General features: G+C 61.5%; 22 protein-coding genes. 13 read left to right on the top strand and 9 right to left on the bottom strand.

The window, feature by feature from the left end:
• Positions 1-5: 5 nt before the first annotated feature.
• From AC1DWA_RS13385 to AC1DWA_RS13370, 4 genes are read left to right on the top strand one after another with little or no spacing between them, the layout of a single operon-like run.
• Entirely contained in the window at positions 6-380 is a 375-nt protein-coding gene (locus AC1DWA_RS13385) for a DUF742 domain-containing protein (RefSeq protein WP_019744850.1), read from the top strand.
• On the top strand, positions 361-948 hold the full coding sequence (locus tag AC1DWA_RS13380) for a GTP-binding protein (protein ID WP_003940118.1): 588 nt from the start codon (positions 361-363) through the stop codon (positions 946-948). The genes AC1DWA_RS13385 and AC1DWA_RS13380 overlap by 20 nt, the downstream gene beginning before the upstream one ends.
• Positions 949-988: 40 nt before the next feature.
• Positions 989-1,783: an MHYT domain-containing protein gene (locus AC1DWA_RS13375; protein WP_019744851.1), complete on the top strand. Its 795-nt coding sequence runs from the start codon at positions 989-991 to the stop codon at positions 1,781-1,783.
• A 53-nt stretch (positions 1,784-1,836) separates the two neighbouring features.
• A complete protein-coding gene (locus tag AC1DWA_RS13370) occupies positions 1,837-2,379 on the top strand; it encodes a P-loop nucleotide/nucleoside kinase family protein (protein WP_134999154.1) in 543 nt (180 codons plus the stop codon).
• A 7-nt stretch (positions 2,380-2,386) separates the two neighbouring features.
• Here AC1DWA_RS13370 and AC1DWA_RS13365 read toward each other — a convergent pair whose 3' ends face one another.
• Both AC1DWA_RS13365 and AC1DWA_RS13360 read right to left on the bottom strand, forming a co-directional pair.
• Positions 2,387-2,845, bottom strand: a complete 459-nt coding sequence (locus AC1DWA_RS13365) for a GNAT family N-acetyltransferase (protein WP_020970438.1) — start codon at positions 2,843-2,845, stop codon at positions 2,387-2,389.
• Between the two features lie 56 nt (positions 2,846-2,901).
• Positions 2,902-3,528, bottom strand: a complete 627-nt coding sequence (locus AC1DWA_RS13360) for a helix-turn-helix domain-containing protein (protein WP_019744854.1) — start codon at positions 3,526-3,528, stop codon at positions 2,902-2,904.
• A gap of 33 nt (positions 3,529-3,561) precedes the next feature.
• On the opposite strand from AC1DWA_RS13360, the gene AC1DWA_RS13355 reads away from it, so the two are divergent.
• Positions 3,562-4,590 (top strand): NAD(P)/FAD-dependent oxidoreductase, encoded by a 1,029-nt coding sequence (locus AC1DWA_RS13355; RefSeq protein ID WP_446695624.1) that lies wholly within the window; start codon positions 3,562-3,564, stop codon positions 4,588-4,590.
• A 9-nt stretch (positions 4,591-4,599) separates the two neighbouring features.
• On the opposite strand, the gene AC1DWA_RS13350 is transcribed toward AC1DWA_RS13355, so the two are convergent.
• Genes AC1DWA_RS13350 through ctaD form a run of 3 tightly spaced genes read right to left on the bottom strand, consistent with a single transcriptional unit; the run spans position 4,600 to position 7,345 of the window.
• The gene (locus tag AC1DWA_RS13350) at positions 4,600-5,019 is read right to left on the bottom strand and encodes a DUF5313 family protein (protein ID WP_042451127.1); all 420 of its coding nucleotides are present in this window, start codon (positions 5,017-5,019) and stop codon (positions 4,600-4,602) included.
• Between the two features lie 52 nt (positions 5,020-5,071).
• Positions 5,072-5,545 (bottom strand): MarR family winged helix-turn-helix transcriptional regulator, encoded by a 474-nt coding sequence (locus AC1DWA_RS13345; protein ID WP_019744857.1) that lies wholly within the window; start codon positions 5,543-5,545, stop codon positions 5,072-5,074.
• Between the two features lie 45 nt (positions 5,546-5,590).
• Positions 5,591-7,345, bottom strand: a complete 1,755-nt coding sequence (gene ctaD, locus AC1DWA_RS13340; protein ID WP_020970441.1) for an aa3-type cytochrome oxidase subunit I — start codon at positions 7,343-7,345, stop codon at positions 5,591-5,593.
• A 203-nt stretch (positions 7,346-7,548) separates the two neighbouring features.
• Here ctaD and AC1DWA_RS13335 point away from each other — a divergent pair, with 203 nt between their 5' ends.
• Entirely contained in the window at positions 7,549-8,700 is a 1,152-nt protein-coding gene (locus AC1DWA_RS13335; protein ID WP_020908734.1) for an NADH:flavin oxidoreductase, read from the top strand.
• Between the two features lie 64 nt (positions 8,701-8,764).
• On the opposite strand, the gene AC1DWA_RS13330 is transcribed toward AC1DWA_RS13335, so the two are convergent.
• A complete protein-coding gene (locus AC1DWA_RS13330) occupies positions 8,765-9,613 on the bottom strand; it encodes an aldo/keto reductase (protein WP_477846255.1) in 849 nt (282 codons plus the stop codon).
• 130 nt (positions 9,614-9,743) lie between these two features.
• Between AC1DWA_RS13330 and AC1DWA_RS13325 the strand changes: the two genes are divergently transcribed.
• The 3 genes from AC1DWA_RS13325 to AC1DWA_RS13315 all read left to right on the top strand — a co-directional run bounded on the left by AC1DWA_RS13325 (position 9,744) and on the right by AC1DWA_RS13315 (position 12,980).
• Positions 9,744-10,310 carry a class I SAM-dependent methyltransferase gene (locus tag AC1DWA_RS13325; RefSeq protein ID WP_477916707.1) on the top strand — a complete coding sequence of 189 codons (567 nt, stop codon included), beginning with the start codon at positions 9,744-9,746 and terminating at the stop codon, positions 10,308-10,310.
• Between the two features lie 55 nt (positions 10,311-10,365).
• Positions 10,366-11,997, top strand: a complete 1,632-nt coding sequence (locus tag AC1DWA_RS13320; RefSeq protein ID WP_472795472.1) for an ABC-F family ATP-binding cassette domain-containing protein — start codon at positions 10,366-10,368, stop codon at positions 11,995-11,997.
• Positions 11,998-12,140: 143 nt separating this feature from the next.
• Entirely contained in the window at positions 12,141-12,980 is an 840-nt protein-coding gene (locus AC1DWA_RS13315; RefSeq protein WP_020908738.1) for an aldo/keto reductase, read from the top strand.
• A gap of 12 nt (positions 12,981-12,992) precedes the next feature.
• On the opposite strand, the gene AC1DWA_RS13310 is transcribed toward AC1DWA_RS13315, so the two are convergent.
• From AC1DWA_RS13310 to AC1DWA_RS13300, 3 genes are all read right to left on the bottom strand, one after another.
• The gene (locus AC1DWA_RS13310) at positions 12,993-13,568 is read right to left on the bottom strand and encodes a TetR/AcrR family transcriptional regulator (protein WP_197941819.1); all 576 of its coding nucleotides are present in this window, start codon (positions 13,566-13,568) and stop codon (positions 12,993-12,995) included.
• Positions 13,569-13,982 carry a VOC family protein gene (locus tag AC1DWA_RS13305; protein WP_029255991.1) on the bottom strand — a complete coding sequence of 138 codons (414 nt, stop codon included), beginning with the start codon at positions 13,980-13,982 and terminating at the stop codon, positions 13,569-13,571. It abuts the gene before it with no gap.
• Between the two features lie 74 nt (positions 13,983-14,056).
• The gene (locus AC1DWA_RS13300) at positions 14,057-14,476 is read right to left on the bottom strand and encodes a hypothetical protein (protein ID WP_021345236.1); all 420 of its coding nucleotides are present in this window, start codon (positions 14,474-14,476) and stop codon (positions 14,057-14,059) included.
• A gap of 106 nt (positions 14,477-14,582) precedes the next feature.
• On the opposite strand from AC1DWA_RS13300, the gene AC1DWA_RS13295 reads away from it, so the two are divergent.
• Genes AC1DWA_RS13295 through AC1DWA_RS13280 form a run of 4 tightly spaced genes read left to right on the top strand, consistent with a single transcriptional unit; the run spans position 14,583 to position 17,601 of the window.
• A complete protein-coding gene (locus AC1DWA_RS13295; RefSeq protein ID WP_020970449.1) occupies positions 14,583-14,933 on the top strand; it encodes a helix-turn-helix transcriptional regulator in 351 nt (116 codons plus the stop codon).
• Entirely contained in the window at positions 14,926-15,471 is a 546-nt protein-coding gene (locus AC1DWA_RS13290; protein ID WP_020970450.1) for a hypothetical protein, read from the top strand. Before AC1DWA_RS13295 ends, AC1DWA_RS13290 begins: the two co-directional genes overlap by 8 nt.
• Before the next feature lie 43 nt (positions 15,472-15,514).
• On the top strand, positions 15,515-16,411 hold the full coding sequence (locus tag AC1DWA_RS13285; RefSeq protein WP_019744869.1) for an ABC transporter ATP-binding protein: 897 nt from the start codon (positions 15,515-15,517) through the stop codon (positions 16,409-16,411).
• Complete coding sequence (locus AC1DWA_RS13280) at positions 16,408-17,601, top strand: ABC transporter permease (RefSeq protein ID WP_019744870.1); 1,194 nt, start codon at positions 16,408-16,410, stop codon at positions 17,599-17,601. Before AC1DWA_RS13285 ends, AC1DWA_RS13280 begins: the two co-directional genes overlap by 4 nt.
• Positions 17,602-17,632 lie beyond the last annotated feature (31 nt).

Here is a 17,632-nt window from a genome sequence, read left to right as displayed (position 1 = left end):
GTTCGATGCCTCACCATCAATCCGAGTACGACGACGCCGAACCCAGCTTGGTCCGGCCGTACGCGCTCACCGAAGGTCGGACCCTGCCGTCCATCGACCTCCCGCTCGAAGCGATCATCGCGACGATCGAGGACGTGGTCTCGAACAATCTTGCACCGCAGGATATTCGTGCATCGATCGTCGCACTCTGCGAGCAGCGGATCTCGATTGCCGAGATCGCTGCCCACCTCGGTGTTCCGATCGGAGTCGTGCGGGTACTGGTTGCCGACCTCGTAGTAGCCGGATCACTGGAAATACATGCCACTCTGCGAAGCGACGCATCTCGAGTCGAGCGACGCGAACTGATCGAAAGGACCCTCAGTGGACTTCGGGCACTCTGACTCATCGTCTCGCGTGAAATCGACAAAAATCGTGATCGCCGGGGGTTTCGGTGTTGGCAAGACAACGCTTGTGGGGACCGTCTCCGAAATCGTCCCCCTTCGCACGGAGGCAATGGTCACCGACGCCAGCGACGGTATCGACAATCTCGGTTCCACTCCCGACAAGAGCACCACGACGGTCGCGATGGACTTCGGGCGCATCACTCTCGCCGACGACCTGGTCCTCTATCTGTTCGGAACCCCGGGACAGCGCCGCTTCTGGTTCATGTGGGACGACTTGATCACCGGTGCGATCGGTGCGGTCATTCTGGTCGACACGCGCCGTCTGGAAGACAGCTTCGCTGCAGTCGACTTCTTCGAGGCGCGAGGGCTCCCGTTCATTGTGGCGGTCAACCGTTTCGACGGCGCACCAATCCATTCGGCGAGCGATCTCCGGCAGGCATTGGCGCTACCCAACCGCGTTCCCATGATCGAGATCGACGCCCGAAACCGCGAATCGGCCAAACGCGCGCTGATCGCCGTCACCGAGTACTCCCTCGAACGACTTGCAGCTGAAGCAGTCGTCTAGATGAATCACCAGATGCGAATCGTCGCCGAAAGGAACTGGCATGTCGGATGAAATGCACCATTTCTCGATGGGAATCTGGCTGCTCGGGCTCGCCTACGTCGTGTCCGTGGTCGGGTCGGTAGTCGGCCTGGCGTGCACCAGGCATTCAGCGTCGGCGACGACAACCGCCACACGCATGCGATGGCTAGCCATGGCTGCCCTGTCGATCGGTGGTGTCGCCATCTGGCTGATGCACTTCATCGCCATGCTCGGCTTCGCAGTCCCCGGCAGTCCCATTCGATACAACCTCGGATGGACCGTGATCTCCGCGATAATCTCAGTAGGTGCTGTTTTTGTCGGTCTGCTGATCATCGGGACCGAATTCCGCTGGACGCGGCTTCTGATCGGCGGCGTGGTGACCGGTCTCGCCGTGAACATCATGCATTACACCGGCATGCGCGCCTTGCGCTTTCAGGGTGAGATCCACTACGACCTGCTCTTCGTTGCATTGTCGGTTCTCATCGCAGTCGTCGCCGGAACCGCTGCACTGTGGTTCACCATGGTGCTCGAGTCCACGATTCTGCGTTTTGTCGCCGGAATCATCATGGGCATCGCCGTCGTCGGTATGCACTACACCGGAATGGCCGCAGTCGAGGTTGTTCACGACGCGGCAGCCCCGGCGCCGCAGGGACTCGAAGTGTTCTCATTCCTCTTCCCCGTCTTCGTTCTCGGCCTGCTGGCGTTGGCAGTTCCGATTGTCGCCGTGTTGACAGCACCCAACCGTGCGACGGCACGGATGGAATCCGCCGCCGACGACCTGGCGTTCGAAGCACGAGAGTTCGCGACCTCGAACTGAGAGGAGTACGGGGCGAGTCGATGTGAATCGACGACGCCCCGTACATTTCGGGGATGGTGGATGCCGGACACAACCCCCAGCCGTCGGCCGACGCGGCACTGGTCGTGATCGGTGGTTTGCCGGCCACCGGCAAGTCGACGATCGCGCGGGCGCTTGCTCAGCATCACAAGATCCCCTACGTGCGAATCGATACCATCGAACAGTCGCTGATCCGCAGCGGTATCGCTGATGTATCCGGGACCGCCGGATACATCACCGGGTACGCGCTCGCCGCCGAACAATTGCGACTGGGACTCTCGGTCGTGGTCGAATGCGTCAACCCAGTCGAGGCGACACGAAACGCCTGGTCAGCTACCGCACAACAGAATTCGGCGCGCTTGCTCAGTGTCGAAGTCATCTGTTCGGATCCCGACGAGCATCGCAGACGCGCAGAACAGCGAGTCGTCGACATCCCGGATCTTGTACTACCTACGTGGCAGGAAATCCTGGACCGAGACTACGAGCCGTGGACCACGGAACGGCTCGTGCTCGACACCGCAATCATGAACTCCGAGAGCGCAGTACGACGAATAACTGCCAGAATGTTCACCGAATGAGAGCTGCTCACAGGGTGAGAACGAAGAATGCACTGTTCGGATCTTCGCGGTAGTTTCCGAACGGTGGACACGGGACGAACCCGAATCTCGCGTACAACCGGCGTGCCGGATCGAAGAAGTCCTGTGTGCCGGTCTCCAATTCGAGTTGCCGGTAACCTCGTTGTCTCGACTCGTCCACGACGTGTTGAAGAAGTCGCGTACCCACGCCACGCCCTCGAGCTACCGATGAGGTTCGCATCGACTTGATCTCGCCACCGGTCGACGACCGTTCCTTGAGTGCAACACAACCGAGTAGCTCGTCACCTTCGCTCCACAGCGTCCACATGGTCACGGAGCTATCCGTCAGCCCGGTGATGTCCAGCGCGTGAACGCTGTCCGCGGGCGAGGTCGCATGCATGTCGGCGAGATGTTCGGTCAGTAGAGCACGGACCACATCCCGACTCAGGTCGTCAATTTCGATTCGCACGGATCCTCACTGTCCTCTTCGCTTCCGGCAGCATCGAATGAAAGTATGACTGGCCGTCACTTCGGCGAAGGCTTGGCCCGTACGTGGATGCGTTCTCCTTGGGGGCCGAACAGACTCAGTACCTCGACCGGGCCGCCGCCGTCACTACCGAACCAATGCGGGTTTCGGGTGTCGAATTCAGCAGCTTCACCCGTACCCATCACGATGTCGTGATCGGCCAACACCAACCGCAACCTCCCCGACAAGACGTACAGCCATTCGTAGCCGTCGTGCACTTGCGGGTCGGGGTCCGTCTGGCTTGCCGGGATGGTCATCTTGAATGCCTGCAGCCCACCGGGTTGCCGAGTCAGCGGCAATACCGTTCGCCCACTGACGCTTCGAGGCGCACTCTGGATACGTGGATCGGCGACCTGTGGTGCCGCAACCAGTTGGTCCAACGGCACTTGGTGGGCAAGCGCGATCGGAAGCAGCAACTCCAGACTGGGTCGACGCTCCCCCGCTTCGAGCCTCGACAGGGTGCTCTTCGAAATACCGGTGGACTCGGACAGCGCTGTGAGCGTGACGTTCCTCTGTGTACGAATGCGTTTGAGGCGCGCGCCGATCTGCGAGATGGCGGCATCGATGTGCGGACCGTTGACATTCATTGTGCCGAGTCTGACGACGATTCCCAGAAATGGCAACATTAGTTGCTGACGAACCTGCTCCGCGAGCAATCTGTGCTCATGCAAACACACACTGAAACAGAGATCCTCGACGCCGTGATCGTCGGCGGTGGCGCCGCCGGACTCAGTGCAGCCCTGGTGCTGGGTCGTGCTCGGCGCTCGGTCGCCGTCATCGATTCCGGCAAACCGCGCAACACACCGGCAGCACACATGCACGGCTTCCTCTCGCGAGACGGCATGGCGCCAAGTGAGTTGCTCGCCGTCGGACGCAGCGAATTACAGACGTACGGAGTCGAATTCAAACGCGACGACGTAGTCGACATCTCCTGGCGCGGTATCGAACCCGGCTTTGTCGTCGAACTGTCGGGAGGCACGACGCTCGAAACTCGCACTGTGCTGGTTGCAACCGGCCTACGGGATTCACTCCCGGAAATACCAGGAATCCAGGAGCTTTGGGGGCAAAGCGTGCTCCATTGCCCGTACTGCCATGCGTACGAGATCAGCGACCAACCGATCGGCGTTCTCGGCGGCGACGCTCGCGAGATGTCACTTCACCAGGCGTTTCTACTCCGACAGTGGTCGTCGGATGTGACGTTCTTCCCCGACAAGATCTCGCTCACCCCCGACGAACGCGCGCGACTGGCTGCCCGAGGAGTGACGGTTGCCGACGGATCGGTATCTGGATTGGTCTGCGAGAAAAGCAAACTGAAAGCCGTCGAACTCGACAACGGCCAACTGGTTGCGCGCTCAGCACTGTTCGTTGCGCCGCGTTTCGTTCCGAACGACGCACATCTGACGCGACTCGGCTGCAAAGCCAGCCCCACGGGATTCGTGGCCGTCGATCATTCCGGCGCCACCAGTGTTCCCGGTATCTGGGGCGCCGGCAACGTCGTCGACCCTCGCGCGCAGGTAATCAATGCTGCGGCTGCTGGTTCAACCGCGGCGATCGCGATCAACGGATACCTGGTCGAGCAGGACGTCGAATCGGCTCTTCGTTCGACCGAGCCTGAGGGTGGTTTCTCGGCGGCCATGGAGCAGGGCGTCTGCGAGATGAACGGCGGCAGCGCCCTTCACGGCATCTGACCGAGTCGTCTAGGTCGCGGGGCCGCCGTGCAACTTCTCGTAGGCGGCCTTCTCGGCGTCGTGGCGCGAGATCTTCTTCGGGTTCTCGAGGTCGGAAGGCAAACCGTGACGCTCGAGGCGACGCGACCTGTTCTGAGCCATGTAGGAGACCGAATAGAACAGCGCCAGAAGCACTCCGAGCAGCACCATCGACGCCCGCAGGGCCCACGGCCCGGGGAAGAGCATGAAGGCCGCGAAGACGGGAATGAACGGCACCATGCTGCGGATCAGGTGACGTGGCACAGCCCAGTCACCGATCAGGTCGTTTCGCACCCAGTCCTGCATCGAATCGGGCAACTTGCGCCCCACTGAATAACCCAACCACTGAAGGGGATTCGGGCTCGTGCGTTGCTTTTTGGAAGTCACGGAAGTCACCTGTTCGGTACGCATCGGTCTTGACGCAGTCGTCACGTTTCTTTCAGATGTGGTCATCACATTTCTCTCATTGGTCCAAAGCGCCGGCGCGGAGCGCGGCCTCGTTGACCCGCGTCAGAACGTTGTGGAGTTCTTCGAGTTCGGCGAGGCTGACGCCGAGCTTCGCGACAACCGCCGGCGGGATCTTCTCCGCCTCGTCACGCAGTGCCACACCGGCTTCGGTGAGGTCGACGTCGAGTTGACGTTCGTCGGCGCGGCTACGGGTTCGCGTGATCAACCCGGACGCCTCGAGTCGCTTGAGGAGCGGCGAGAGTGTCGGCGAATCGAGCTGCAATGCCTGCCCGATTTCCTTGACCGCCATCGGCGACTTCCCCCACAGGGCAAGCATCACCAGATACTGGGGATGTGTGAGGCCCATCGGCTCGAGCAGTGGCCGGTAGACGGACAGGACTGCCCGGTTCGCGACCGCAAGTGCAAAACACACCTGCCGGTCGAGAGCCAGCGGATCGTCCATCTGCGTCTGCGGAGCCTTCGTCGTCATGAATCCGATGTTACCAGATTGATTAGTGCAGTAACTATTATCGCACTAATCAATCTGGCGATGATCGTCACTCTTCTCCAACGTCGACGTGGGTTGCCCGGTGAGGCCCACGTGCGCTTCCGCCCTCATTCGCTCCACCATGTGCGGGTAGTGCAGCTCGAACGCCGGACGCTCGCTACGGATGCGCGGCAACTCGGTGAAGTTGTGACGCGGCGGTGGGCAGGTGGTCGCCCACTCCAGCGAGTTTCCGTAACCCCACGGATCGTCGACGGTGACCACCTCGCCGTAGCGGTAACTCTTGAAAACGTTCCAGATGAACGGCAGTGTCGACGCGCCGAGCACGAAGGCGAAGATCGTGGACACCGAGTTCAGCACCGTGAATCCGTCCGAGGGCAGGTAGTCGGCGTAACGACGGGGCATACCTTCGCCACCGAGCCAGTGCTGGACGAGGAAAGTGCCGTGGAAGCCGACGAACGTGGTCCAGAAGTGCCACTTGCCGAGGCGCTCGTCCATCATGCGACCGGTCATCTTCGGGAACCAGAAGTAGATACCGGCGTACGTGGCGAACACGACCGTACCGAAGACCACGTAGTGGAAGTGGGCGACAACAAAATACGTGTCGGTGACGTGGAAGTCGATCGGCGGACTCGCGAGAATAACGCCCGACAGACCACCGAAGAGGAAGGTGATCAGGAAGCCGACCGAGAACAGCATCGGCGATTCGAAGGTCAACTGCCCCTTCCACATCGTGCCGATCCAGTTGAAGATCTTCACACCTGTCGGCACGGCGATCAGGAACGTCATGAACGAGAAGTAGGGCAGGAGAACAGCACCCGTCGCATACATGTGGTGAGCCCACACCGCGATGGACAGAGCTGAGATCGCCAGTGTCGCGTAAACCAAACCGGTGTATCCGAAGATCGGCTTACGGCTGAAGACCGGGAAGATCTCCGAGACGATGCCGAAGAACGGCAGCGCGATGATGTACACCTCGGGATGCCCGAAGAACCAGAACAGGTGCTGCCACAACAGAACTCCACCTGACGCCGGGTCGAAGATGTGGCCACCGAGGTGACGGTCGACGAACAGACCCATGAATGCGGCGGTCAGCAGCGGGAACGCCATCAAGATCAGGATGCTGGTGATGAAGATATTCCAGGTGAAGATCGACATCCGGAACATCGTCATGCCTGGTGCGCGCAAACAGATCACCGTGGTGATCATGTTGACCGCACCGAGAATAGTGCCGAGACCGCCCACTGTCAGTCCGAAGACCCACAGGTCGGCTCCGACGCCGGGGCTGTGCACCGCACCCGACAGTGGGGTGTACGCAGTCCAACCGAAGTCGGCAGCGCCGCCCGGCGTGAGGAATCCGCCGAGTACGATCAAACCACCAAAAGTGAAGAGCCAGAAGCCGAATGCGTTCAAGCGCGGGAAGGCCACGTCCGGGGCACCGATTTGCAGCGGAAGTATGTAGTTCGCGAAGCCGAAAACGACGGGCGTCGCGTACAGCAGCAACATGATCGTGCCGTGCATGGTGAACAACTGATTGAACTGCTCGTTCGAGAGGAACTGCATCCCGGGGACAGCCAGTTCCGCACGCATGAACAGGGCCATCAGGCCGCCGATCAAGAAGAACACGAAAGCCGTGATCATGTACATGATCCCGATCTTCTTGTGATCGGTGGTCTTGATCATGTCGAACATCCACGACCCCTTGGGATCACGACGCTTCGGGTACGGCCGCTCCGGAATCGGCTCCAGCTCTCCGGTCCGCTCGTCCGGCACCGTTGTTGTCATGCTCGCGCGTCCTCTTTCGTGCTCGATACCGCCCTCAAGAACTTTCCGCACGACCATATCGCATGTTAATAGTTAATGCACAAACTAAGTGTGGTCAACGTGGGCATCAATCGAAAACCGAACGTACGCAACCTTTTGCAGATTTCGGTGAGATAAAGTCAGGCGGCGGAATAGGTCGAGGGTCCGCCGCGTTGAACAAACCCGTGACTCTTCCCGACACATCGACAGCACCCGAGGCCCCCGCGTTGCGCGGCCTCTTCGAGCCTTTCGAGGTCAAATCACTCTCGTTGCGCAACCGTTTTGCGATGGCCCCGATGACTCGCGCCTTCTCTCCTGACGGAATCCCCGGCGCCGACGTGGCCGAGTACTACCGTCGTCGCGCAGCGGGCGGGGTCGGCCTGATCATCACGGAAGGCACCTATATCCCGGACCCGGCAGCCGGCCCGCACACCCGCGTACCGCGCATCTACGGTGATTCGAGCCTGGGCGGCTGGAAGTCGGTAGTCGACGCCGTGCACGCCGAGGGTGGATCGATCATTCCTCAGCTGTGGCACCTCGGAGTCGAGCGCGGCGAAAACTCGCGTCTGAACCCCGAGGTCGAAACCGTCAGCCCCTCCGGCCTGGCGCTGGACGGCACCCGTCTGGGACGAGAATTCACCACCTCGGATCTCGACACCTTGAAGCAGTCGTGGGTCGACGCCGCACTCAACGCGAAGAACACCGGTTTCGACGGTCTCGAGTTGCACGGAGCGCACGGTTACCTGCTCGACGAATTCCTGTGGGCCGGAACCAATGTCCGCACCGATGAATACGGCGGATCACTGGAAGCCCGCACCCGCTTCCCAGCCGAGGTCGTCGCCGCAATCCGAGAGGCTGTCGGAAACGAGTTCGCGATCGTCTACCGATTCTCACAGTGGAAGTCCGGCCACTACGACGCTCGTATCGCCCAGAGCCCGGCTGAACTCGGCCGCATCCTCACTCCCCTGGTCGACGCCGGCGTCGACGTTCTGCATCCGTCGACGAGGCGCCACTGGGAACCGGCGTTCGCTGAACTCGACGGTGAAGACGGCAAGCTCGGCCTCGCCGGCTGGACGAAGAAGCTGACCGGGTTGCCGACCATCACCGTCGGCTCGGTCGGACTCGACTCCGTGTTCACGACGGCATTCACCGGCGACGCCGCATCGGCTGTCACGGGGCTGGAGCGTCTCGAAGCTCAGTACGATAGGGGTGAATTCGACATGGTTGCCATCGGACGCGCGCTGCTCGCCGATCCCGAGTGGGTCGAGAAGCTCCGCACCGGACGCGCGGACGAGCACATCGCATTCACTGCAGAACATCGCACGCACCTGAACTGACCTCGCACGACAGAACGGCACTCCCGCGATTGCGGGAGTGCCGTTCGTGGGTCTACCGGAAGTTCTAGCTGCCGAGCGTGACCGGGTCGGGGCCGATGCGGCCGGCCGGGTCGTCGAGAGCACCGATCGCGTTGATCTGTTCCGGCGTCAGTTCGAATCCGAAGACATCGAAGTTTGCGGCGATACGTTCGGGGGTCACCGACTTCGGAATCACCACGTTTCCGATCTGCAGGTGCCAGCGAATGATCACCTGAGCCGCGGTGACGCCATGAGCGTCGGCGATAGCGGTGATGACGGGGTCACCGAGAACAGTTCCCTGGCCGAGCGGGCTCCACGCTTCCGTCGCGATTCCCTTGCCGGTGTGGAAGGCGCGCAGTTCGGCTTGGTTGAACTTGGGGTGAAGCTCGATCTGGTTGAGGACCGGCACCTCACCGGTTTCACCGATGACACGCTCGAGGTTCTCGATGGTGAAGTTGGAGACGCCGATGGATCGAACCCGTCCGTCCGCCTTGAGCTTCTGGAATGCCTTGAAGGTCTCGACGTACAGGTCCTTGGACGGAACCGGCCAGTGGATCAGGTACAGATCGAGGTTGTCGAGACCCAACTTGTCGAGGCTGGCGTCGAAGGCGGCAAGCGTCGAGTCGTAGCCCTGATCGTCGTTCCACAGTTTTGTCGTGATGTACAGGTCTTCGCGGGCGATGCCGGATTCGGCGATCGCGCGGCCGACGCCCACCTCGTTGCCGTAGATCTTGGCGGTGTCGATACTGCGGTAACCGGTCTTCAGAGCGGTGGAGACGGCTTCCTGCGTCTCGTCGTCCGGAACCTGGAACACACCGAATCCCAGTGCGGGGATCGTCTTACCGTCGTTCAGAACAATGGTCGGTACAGAGGTCACATCGTTGGTCTCGGTCATATGTGGATCCAACGCACGGGCGCCAGGAGGCATTCCCCACCGAACCTCCTCTTCGCACCCTTGTCGCACCCGAAATGCCGGTCTACCTTGGAATACAAGTAATCGAATCGCCTCGAGAAAAGAGAGAGCGATGAATCTCGGATATCGTCTCGCCTACAAGGTCGGCGTCACTCCATGGGAGCACACCGGTCACGGCTTCGACGCTCAACTGTCCGGCCTTCTGGATGCGATTCCCCTCTCTGAAGGTGGCCGCGCACTCGATATCGGTTGCGGCACCGGACGCCATTCCATCGAGCTGGCGCAACGCGGGTGGCACGTCACCGGCGTCGACGCCGAACAGGAACCGCTGGACAAAGCGCGCATTCACGCGCGTGAAGCACACGTCGACGTCCGGTTCCTCCACGAGGACGCGGCAGACCTGCACATTGCTGTCGACGGCGGGCACATGCTGGTGCTCGACATCGGCTGCTTTCACGGGCTCACCGATCATCAACGACGGGACTACGGGAGGTCGGTCAACGCGATCACCGCACCCGGGGCGTCCATGGTGATGTTCGCATTCGGGCCAGGTCACCGTTGGCCGATGCCACATGGCGTCTCCGAGGAGGACGTCATGCGAGTATTCGACGGTTGGTCGATGGCCTCGAGCACGGCCGCCGACGTGAGTGAATCGCCTTTATTAACCGCCCGCGGTTAATAAAGGCGCACAGCACCGATTAACACAGGCGCACAGCTCCGGGGATACTTCTCAGGTGACTGCAACACTGCGCATCAGCGGCCTCTCTGCCTCCCGGGGAGAACGCACTCTGTTCTCCGACCTCGATCTCACCGTCGCGCCCGGCGACGTCATCGGCCTCGTCGGCGCGAACGGCGCCGGCAAGTCGACGCTTCTCACTGCACTGGCGGGAATCGGAACTGCCGACGTCGAAGGTTCGATCATCCTCAGCCCGCCAGACGCTGCGGTGGGCTATCTCGCGCAGGAACCCGACCGCATCGAGGGCGAGACCGTCCTCGAGTTCCTCGGCCGACGCACCGGCGTCGCGCACGCCGAGGCGGTCATGAACGCCGCGGCCGAAACCCTGGCTGAAGCGGAGGAGGATCTGTACTCTCCGGCTCTCGAACGCTGGCTGGCTCTCGGCGGCGCCGATCTGTTCGAGCGCGCTGAGAAGGTGGTCGAAGAACTCGGGCTCGGAGTTCCGCTCGATGCTCACATGACGGCGTTGTCCGGCGGTCAAGCCGCACGCGCCGGGCTCGCGTCGCTGTTGCTCTCGCGCTACGACATTCTCCTGTTGGACGAACCCACCAACGATCTCGACCTGCGGGGTCTCGAGCAGTTGGAGCGATTTGTCGCCGAGACCCGAGCGGCGCTGGTTGTCGTGAGCCACGATCGCGAGTTCCTCTCGCGCACCGTCACGGGGATCGTGGAACTCGATCTGGCACAACAGGACATCGCCGTCTACGACGGCGGCTTCGAGTCGTACCTCGCCGAACGCGAGATCGCCCGCCAGCACGCACGCGAGGCGTTCGAGGAATACGCAGGCACCCGCTCCGATCTCGAAGATCGCGCACAGATGCAGCGCAACTGGATGGAACACGGCGTCCGCAATGCGCGCCGTAAGGCCAAGGACAACGACAAGATCGGACGCGGATTGCGGACCGAGTCGACGGAGAAGCAAGCCGCGAAGGCACGCCAGACCCAACGTCGCATCGAGCGACTCGAAGTGGTCGAGGAACCGCGCAAGGAGTGGGAACTTCGCATGGAGATCGCAGCAGCTCCGCGGTCCGGATCCGTTGTCGCAACCACGAATGGCGCCAAGGTAACTCGCGGTCAGTTCACGTTCGGTCCGGTCACGACACAGATCGACTGGGGCGATCGAATCCTCGTCACAGGCGCGAACGGGGCAGGCAAGACCACCCTCCTGAACGTTTTGCTCGGCAAACTCGTCCCGGACGAGGGCATCGCGTCGCTGGGCTCCGGTGTCGCGATCGGTGAGATCGATCAGGCGCGTGGATTGTTCGAAGGTGATCAACCAGTCGTGGAGGCCTTCGGCGCTCAGGTTCCGGACTGGCCCGATGCCGATGTCCGTACTCTGCTCGCCAAGTTCGGCCTGCGCGGACACCACGTACTCAGATCTGCCGCTTCCCTGTCCCCCGGCGAAAGAACAAGGGCTGCACTTGCTTTGCTCCAAGCTCGCGGCGTGAACCTACTGGTACTGGACGAGCCGACGAACCATCTCGACCTTCCGGCGATCGAACAGCTCGAGCAGGCGATGGAATCCTTCGAAGGGACCCTCCTCCTGGTCACTCACGATCGACGCATGCTGCAGTCCACCCGAAGTACGCGCCGGTGGCGAATGGAGAACGGACAGCTCTTCGAGGAGTAGCCAACCGACTCTGCTTGCGCAGACAACCCGCGTGTGCAACTATTTATCAGGCGCACGCAATAGTTGCATGCGCGGCATAGATGGGCACGGGCGACACGATCGCCCGTCGAACCGCCACACCCAGTCTTGAAAGGCGCTCTTCAATGTTGTCGATCCCCGACCGCACACTGACTCACGGAACCACCGGCGAACCGATCACCATCCCGCAACTCGGGTACGGCGTTTTCCAGGTACCGGACGCACAGACCGAAGAGGTCACTGCCACCGCTCTCGAGATCGGCTACCGCCACATCGACACGGCCGCAATCTACGGAAACGAAGCCGGTGTCGGCCGCGCCATCGCTAGTTCGGGTGTTCCGAGGTCAGAGCTTTTTGTCACCACCAAGTTGTGGAATGACGATCAGGGCCACGACCGAGCGCTCGCCGCGTTCGACACGAGCCTCGACAAGCTCGGCCTCGACTTCGTCGACCTGTATCTGATCCACTGGCCGGCACCGGCAAAGGGCCTGTTCGTGGAGACGTGGGCCGCTTTCGAGGAGATCCTCGCCTCCGGCCGTGCCCGTGCGATCGGCGTGTCCAACTTCCTGCCCGAGCACCTCGAACTGCTGGCCGAGCACAGCTCGATCACCCCGGCCGTCAACCAGATCGAATTGCACCCCAGACTGCAACAGCACGCGTCACGGGAATACGCGCGAAGTCGCGGCATCGAAATCGAGGCATGGAGCCCACTGGGACAGGGAACTATCCTCGACGACCCGACCATCGGGAAAATCGCTGCAGCACACGGAAAGAGCCCAGCGCAGATCATTCTGCGCTGGCATCTCGAACAGGGACACACCGTTTTGTCGAAGTCGGTGACACCTGCCCGCATGCGCGACAACGCCGCAATCTTCGACTTCGCACTCGATACCGACGAGTCAGCTGCCATCGCAGCGCTGAACACCGACAGCCGTGTCGGACCCGATCCAGTCGAATTGAACTGAATCGAAACGGCTTCAGAAATTTTCGTGAGGAGTCAACGTCAGCAGCACAGAATCGACGGACTGCTCGGCCAGGAGCGCGTCCAGCGGTAAGTGACGGAACAACGCTCGGTAATAGATCGGCGACGCCAGGGCATCCAGGACGAAGTCCAGGTCGAAGTCGCTCCGAATTTCGCCGCGTAGCCGCGCCGATTCCAGCACTGCCGCAGTGGAATCGCGTCGTGGCTGAAAGAATGCCGACTGGAAATCCCGCGCCAATTCCGGGTCCGCCGCCAGATCCGCAACCAACGCGGGCAGGATCCGCCCAACTACCGTTTCGCTCAGCCCCACAACCAATGTCGTGATGCCGGCGACCAGGTCTGCCCTGAGATCGCCGGTGTCCGGCGTTGGATCAGTACCGATGTGCGCCACGACGACGTCGACCACCAGATGCCGCTTCGACGGCCATCTCCGGTAGATGGCGGGTCGATGCACGCCGGCTCTCGTCGCCACCGAACCGATTGACAGCTCCGCATAACCGTTCTCCCCCAACAACTCCAGGGTTGCCGCCAGTACGGCGTCGTCGATCCGCTCGTCGCGGGCGCGCACCATCTACAGCACCGGTCGCGGCATGAGCACCAGACGCCAGCCGTCGGGATCTTCGAAAGTCATCCCCGCATTCTCCTCCCAGTACGGATTCTCGGCGCCAACGGGTTCGTGCCCTGCTTCACCCAACCGCTGAACTACCTCGTACATCGCCGACTCGCCGGCGAAGTAGAGCACCAACAGGTTGTCCTGCGTCGGCGCCGGGCACGGGCTTCCGTCTTCGTGGGTCGTGAATTCGAGGTGATAGTTCGAATCCGGCAGCCCCAGCATGATTCCGTCGTACCCGGCATGACCGGAGAACCGGTAGAGCTCGGGCAATCCCAGACAGTCGCGATAGAACGCAATCACGTCGTCGAGCCTGTCAGTGGGTCGCGCTATGCGCACTTGCACTACTGCGAGGTCGTTCGGCCAAGTTGTCATTCCCAAACAGTACAGTACGTACCGTAATGTTTCGAGAAGATGGCCGCCAGCCTCCCGACGGCAGCTCGCTGCAACTACAAGCGATCATTCTCCGGAAACGCCGCTTTGGGCATGAACGTCGGCCTGGCGAACAGAACAGAGAGATTGGTGGGCTGCGACTCCACCGGGCGATCGGACCGATACAGCAAGGCCTGCTGCGGGGTACTCACCCATTCGCTGGCGAAAATCTCACCGATACGGCCCACCGGCACGTGCGATCCATCCTCGAGTCGAACGGTGACGTCTGCCCCGGCGTCCGACTGGCCGTACACGACCCACCACGATTCACCCTCAACGTCCCCTGGAGTGTGCTGACCGATACCGATGACGGCACCTTTTTCCATCGCATCGCGCCAGACCACTTCACGCCCTTGCGGTCCCACGCTGTAGCTACCGTCCTCGCGCACCTGCACGACGAGGCAGGACTTCTCGAGCACCAACTTTTCGACCACCATGCGACGCCCCTTCTGTTGCCTGAACCCTATCCGCCGACACCACCCAGAAACGGCATCTTCGCGGTTCATGTTGACAAACTGTTGGGTTTTTACAACACTTTGATGCATGAGCCCAGTCCGACGGGGAGACGCGCTCCCCATCTTCAATCGCATCGGAGTGCTTCGCGCCGAGCGGAAGATGAGTCGGGCCCAGCTTGCACAACTCGTCGACGTCAACCCGCAGACGGTGGGGGCGCTCGAACGCGGCGATCACTACCCCAGCCTGGATCTCGCGTTCAGGATCTGCTGGGTATTCGACCTTCCGGTCGAAGCGGTGTTCTCCCGGACGGAGTTCGGGCCGCTGTCGACGGAGGTCTACCGGAATGCACTGTCGACGGAGGTCTACCGGAATGCACCGTCGACGGAGGTCTACCGATCTGACCGCACTACCGAGGGGAGTGAAAAGCCCAGTGCCTGAATCAAATCTGATCGACCGCTACCAGGCCCACCGCACTCGGCGGTTCCTGCAGAACGAGGAGACGTTCCGACATTGGCTCCCGAATTGGCGAACCCGTCGACGTCGGCGGATGCTCGTCATCGCCCTCGGAGTCCTGTTCGCCACGATGGTTGCCATCGGCATAGCGTGCCTGTTCAACCCACTGTTCGCGGTGGCATGGCCGGTCCTCACCCTGTTGTTCCTACCGACGTGGTCTTCACTTCAAATCGTGTCGGGCAGGCAAGGGGATGCGCCGCGGCATGCTCTGGACGAATGGGAGATCCAGCAACGCAACGACGCCCGTTCCGTCGGGTTGAGCGTGACTCAATCGTTGGTCTTCATTGTCGCCATTTTCCTCATTTTCACCTCGTCGGTGCAGTGGAATGTAGAGAGACTGCCTTACTCGGGAGGTTTATTGGCACTGACTGCAATGCTGATCGGCGCGTGCACGCCCGCGATGATTCTCTCGTGGACCAATCCAGACCCGGATCCGATTGATTCCGAAGAGTTCGACCTCTGACCCGTATTACCGAAGCGCACCACTCGACCGATGGGAAGGACCCATGTCAGCCACCCTCACGATCGACGGCATCTCGAAACGCTACGGCGACGTCGTTGCACTCGACAACCTCAGTTTCGAAGTGCGACCAGGCGAGATCTTCGGATTCGTCGGCAGCAACGGCGCCGGCAAGACGACCACGATGCGCATTGCGCTGGGTGTGCTCGGAGCAGATTCGGGGGAAGTTCGCCTCGGCGGCAAACCCGTCGACCTCGACGTGCGTCGCACTATCGGATACATGCCGGAGGAACGCGGCCTCTACCCCAAGATGAAGGTGGGCGCGCAACTTTCCTATCTGGCCGAGCTACATGGACTCTCGAAAGCCGATGCGCATGCGGCGACAGAGCGCTGGACCGAACGTCTGGGTATCGCCGAACGCGTCAAGGACACCGTCGACTCCCTGTCCCTCGGTAATCAGCAACGTGTGCAGCTCGCGGCCGCGCTGGTTCACGATCCAGCGGTACTCGTTCTGGACGAACCGTTTTCGGGCCTTGACCCCGTAGCGGTCGATGTCATGAGTGACGTGTTGGTCGAGAAGGCTCGCACCGGTGTTCCCGTAATCTTCTCCAGCCATCAGCTGGATCTGGTGGAGCGCTTGTGCGATCGCGTGGGCATCATCAGCCGCGGCAGCATGCGAGAGATCGGAACCGTCGACGAACTACGAGGCAAGGGCGACGGCCGAATCGAAGTCTTCGCCCCTGACGCGCCGGTCGGCTGGGCACACCACCTGATCGGTGTCACCACACTGAGCCACCTCGACGGTCGAACGCTCCTGAGCGTCGACGGAACCGCCGACGATCAGCAGATCCTGCATGCAGCGTTGAAAACCGGACCGGTGCACGAGTTCACGCTACGACGTCCGTCACTGACCGATCTGTTCCGAGAGGTAGTAGCCGCATGAGCAACCAGTTGAGCGGAGGTCGAGCCATCGGGTTGGTCGCCCGACGCGAATTCATGACGCAGATCTCGAAGAAGAGTTTTGTGATCAGCAACGTCATCATCCTGGTCGCGATCGTCGGCGGCATCATCGCCTTCTCACTCTTCTCCGGCGGCGACGAGGACAAGTCGAAGATCGGCTTGGTCGGCAACCAATCACTCAGTGCCACGATGGTGTCCATCGGCGACACCCTCGGAAATCCGGTGACGGTGACGGAGGTTTCCGACGACGGAACCGCACGAAACCAGGTCAAGGACGGCGACCTCGACGTGGCCGTGATCGCTGGATCGGGCGGCGGCGTCACTGTCGTGACCAAGAAGGAAGTGCCCACGAATCTGCGCGCCGTCATCGAGAGTTCCGTTGCACAACAAGCACAATCGAATGCGCTTTCCGCTGCGGGGATCGACCCGGCTCAGCTCGCCGAAGCCACGTCCACCGCAGTGGTCACCATCGATGCCATCGATCCCCCGGATCCCGAACAGGGCCAACGCATAGCGATGTCGATCGCTGCTGTGGTGCTCCTGTACATGCAGATCCTGCTGTTCGGAACGTACGTGGCGATGGGCGTCGTCGAGGAGAAGTCCAGTCGCGTGGTCGAGCTGCTGCTCTCCACTCTTCGTCCGCTGCAGTTGTTGTGGGGCAAGGTTCTCGGAATCGGTGCTGTCGGCCTGATGCAGATGGCTGCCTATGCCGTCGCGGGCGTCGCCACCGGACTGGCGACGGGCGTCCTGACCGTGACGGGCACCGCAATCGGCGTTCTGTTCGGCACTCTCGGGTGGTTCATTCTCGGCTTCCTCTTCTTCGCCGTCCTGTACGCCGCCGCCGGGTCCATGGTCTCGCGGCAGGAGGACGTCAACGCCACCGCGATGCCCCTCGCGCTGCTCGTCATGGCGATGGTCAGCGTGGCTTTCGTTTCGGTGAGCAATCCAGAAGGAACCCTGAGCAACGTGTTGAGTTGGATTCCGCCGTTCTCGGCAATCCTCATGCCCCTGCGTATTTCCGCCGGTGTTGCTTCTCCGTTCCAGATCGTGGGAACGATTCTGCTGATGCTGGTGGTGACCGCTGCGTTGTCGATGATCGCGGCAAAGATCTACCAGCGCTCCATCCTTCGTATCGGCAAGGTCGTGTCATGGAAAGAGGCGTTCGGACGCTGATTCTCCGGCGCACAACTGGCGCCACGCGATC

It is taken from the genome of Rhodococcus sp. P4_F3_2, from assembly GCF_056401335.1.
Note: the sequence above shows the minus strand (reverse complement) of the source record. Positions and strands in the feature narration are given on the sequence as shown.

Coding starts and splice junctions, on each gene's coding strand:
- AC1DWA_RS13385 (WP_019744850.1), top strand. CDS start 6: ATGCCTCACCATCAATCCGAGTACGACGACGCCGAACCCAGCTTGGTC.
- AC1DWA_RS13375 (WP_019744851.1), top strand. CDS start 989: ATGTCGGATGAAATGCACCATTTCTCGATGGGAATCTGGCTGCTCGGG.
- AC1DWA_RS13370 (WP_134999154.1), top strand. CDS start 1,837: ATGGTGGATGCCGGACACAACCCCCAGCCGTCGGCCGACGCGGCACTG.
- AC1DWA_RS13360 (WP_019744854.1), bottom strand. CDS start 3,528: ATGTTGCCATTTCTGGGAATCGTCGTCAGACTCGGCACAATGAATGTC.
- AC1DWA_RS13350 (WP_042451127.1), bottom strand. CDS start 5,019: ATGCGTACCGAACAGGTGACTTCCGTGACTTCCAAAAAGCAACGCACG.
- AC1DWA_RS13345 (WP_019744857.1), bottom strand. CDS start 5,545: ATGACGACGAAGGCTCCGCAGACGCAGATGGACGATCCGCTGGCTCTC.
- ctaD (WP_020970441.1), bottom strand. CDS start 7,345: ATGACAACAACGGTGCCGGACGAGCGGACCGGAGAGCTGGAGCCGATT.
- AC1DWA_RS13330 (WP_477846255.1), bottom strand. CDS start 9,613: ATGACCGAGACCAACGATGTGACCTCTGTACCGACCATTGTTCTGAAC.
- AC1DWA_RS13325 (WP_477916707.1), top strand. CDS start 9,744: ATGAATCTCGGATATCGTCTCGCCTACAAGGTCGGCGTCACTCCATGG.
- AC1DWA_RS13315 (WP_020908738.1), top strand. CDS start 12,141: ATGTTGTCGATCCCCGACCGCACACTGACTCACGGAACCACCGGCGAA.
- AC1DWA_RS13310 (WP_197941819.1), bottom strand. CDS start 13,568: ATGGTGCGCGCCCGCGACGAGCGGATCGACGACGCCGTACTGGCGGCA.
- AC1DWA_RS13305 (WP_029255991.1), bottom strand. CDS start 13,982: ATGACAACTTGGCCGAACGACCTCGCAGTAGTGCAAGTGCGCATAGCG.
- AC1DWA_RS13300 (WP_021345236.1), bottom strand. CDS start 14,476: ATGGTGGTCGAAAAGTTGGTGCTCGAGAAGTCCTGCCTCGTCGTGCAG.
- AC1DWA_RS13295 (WP_020970449.1), top strand. CDS start 14,583: ATGAGCCCAGTCCGACGGGGAGACGCGCTCCCCATCTTCAATCGCATC.
- AC1DWA_RS13285 (WP_019744869.1), top strand. CDS start 15,515: ATGTCAGCCACCCTCACGATCGACGGCATCTCGAAACGCTACGGCGAC.
- AC1DWA_RS13280 (WP_019744870.1), top strand. CDS start 16,408: ATGAGCAACCAGTTGAGCGGAGGTCGAGCCATCGGGTTGGTCGCCCGA.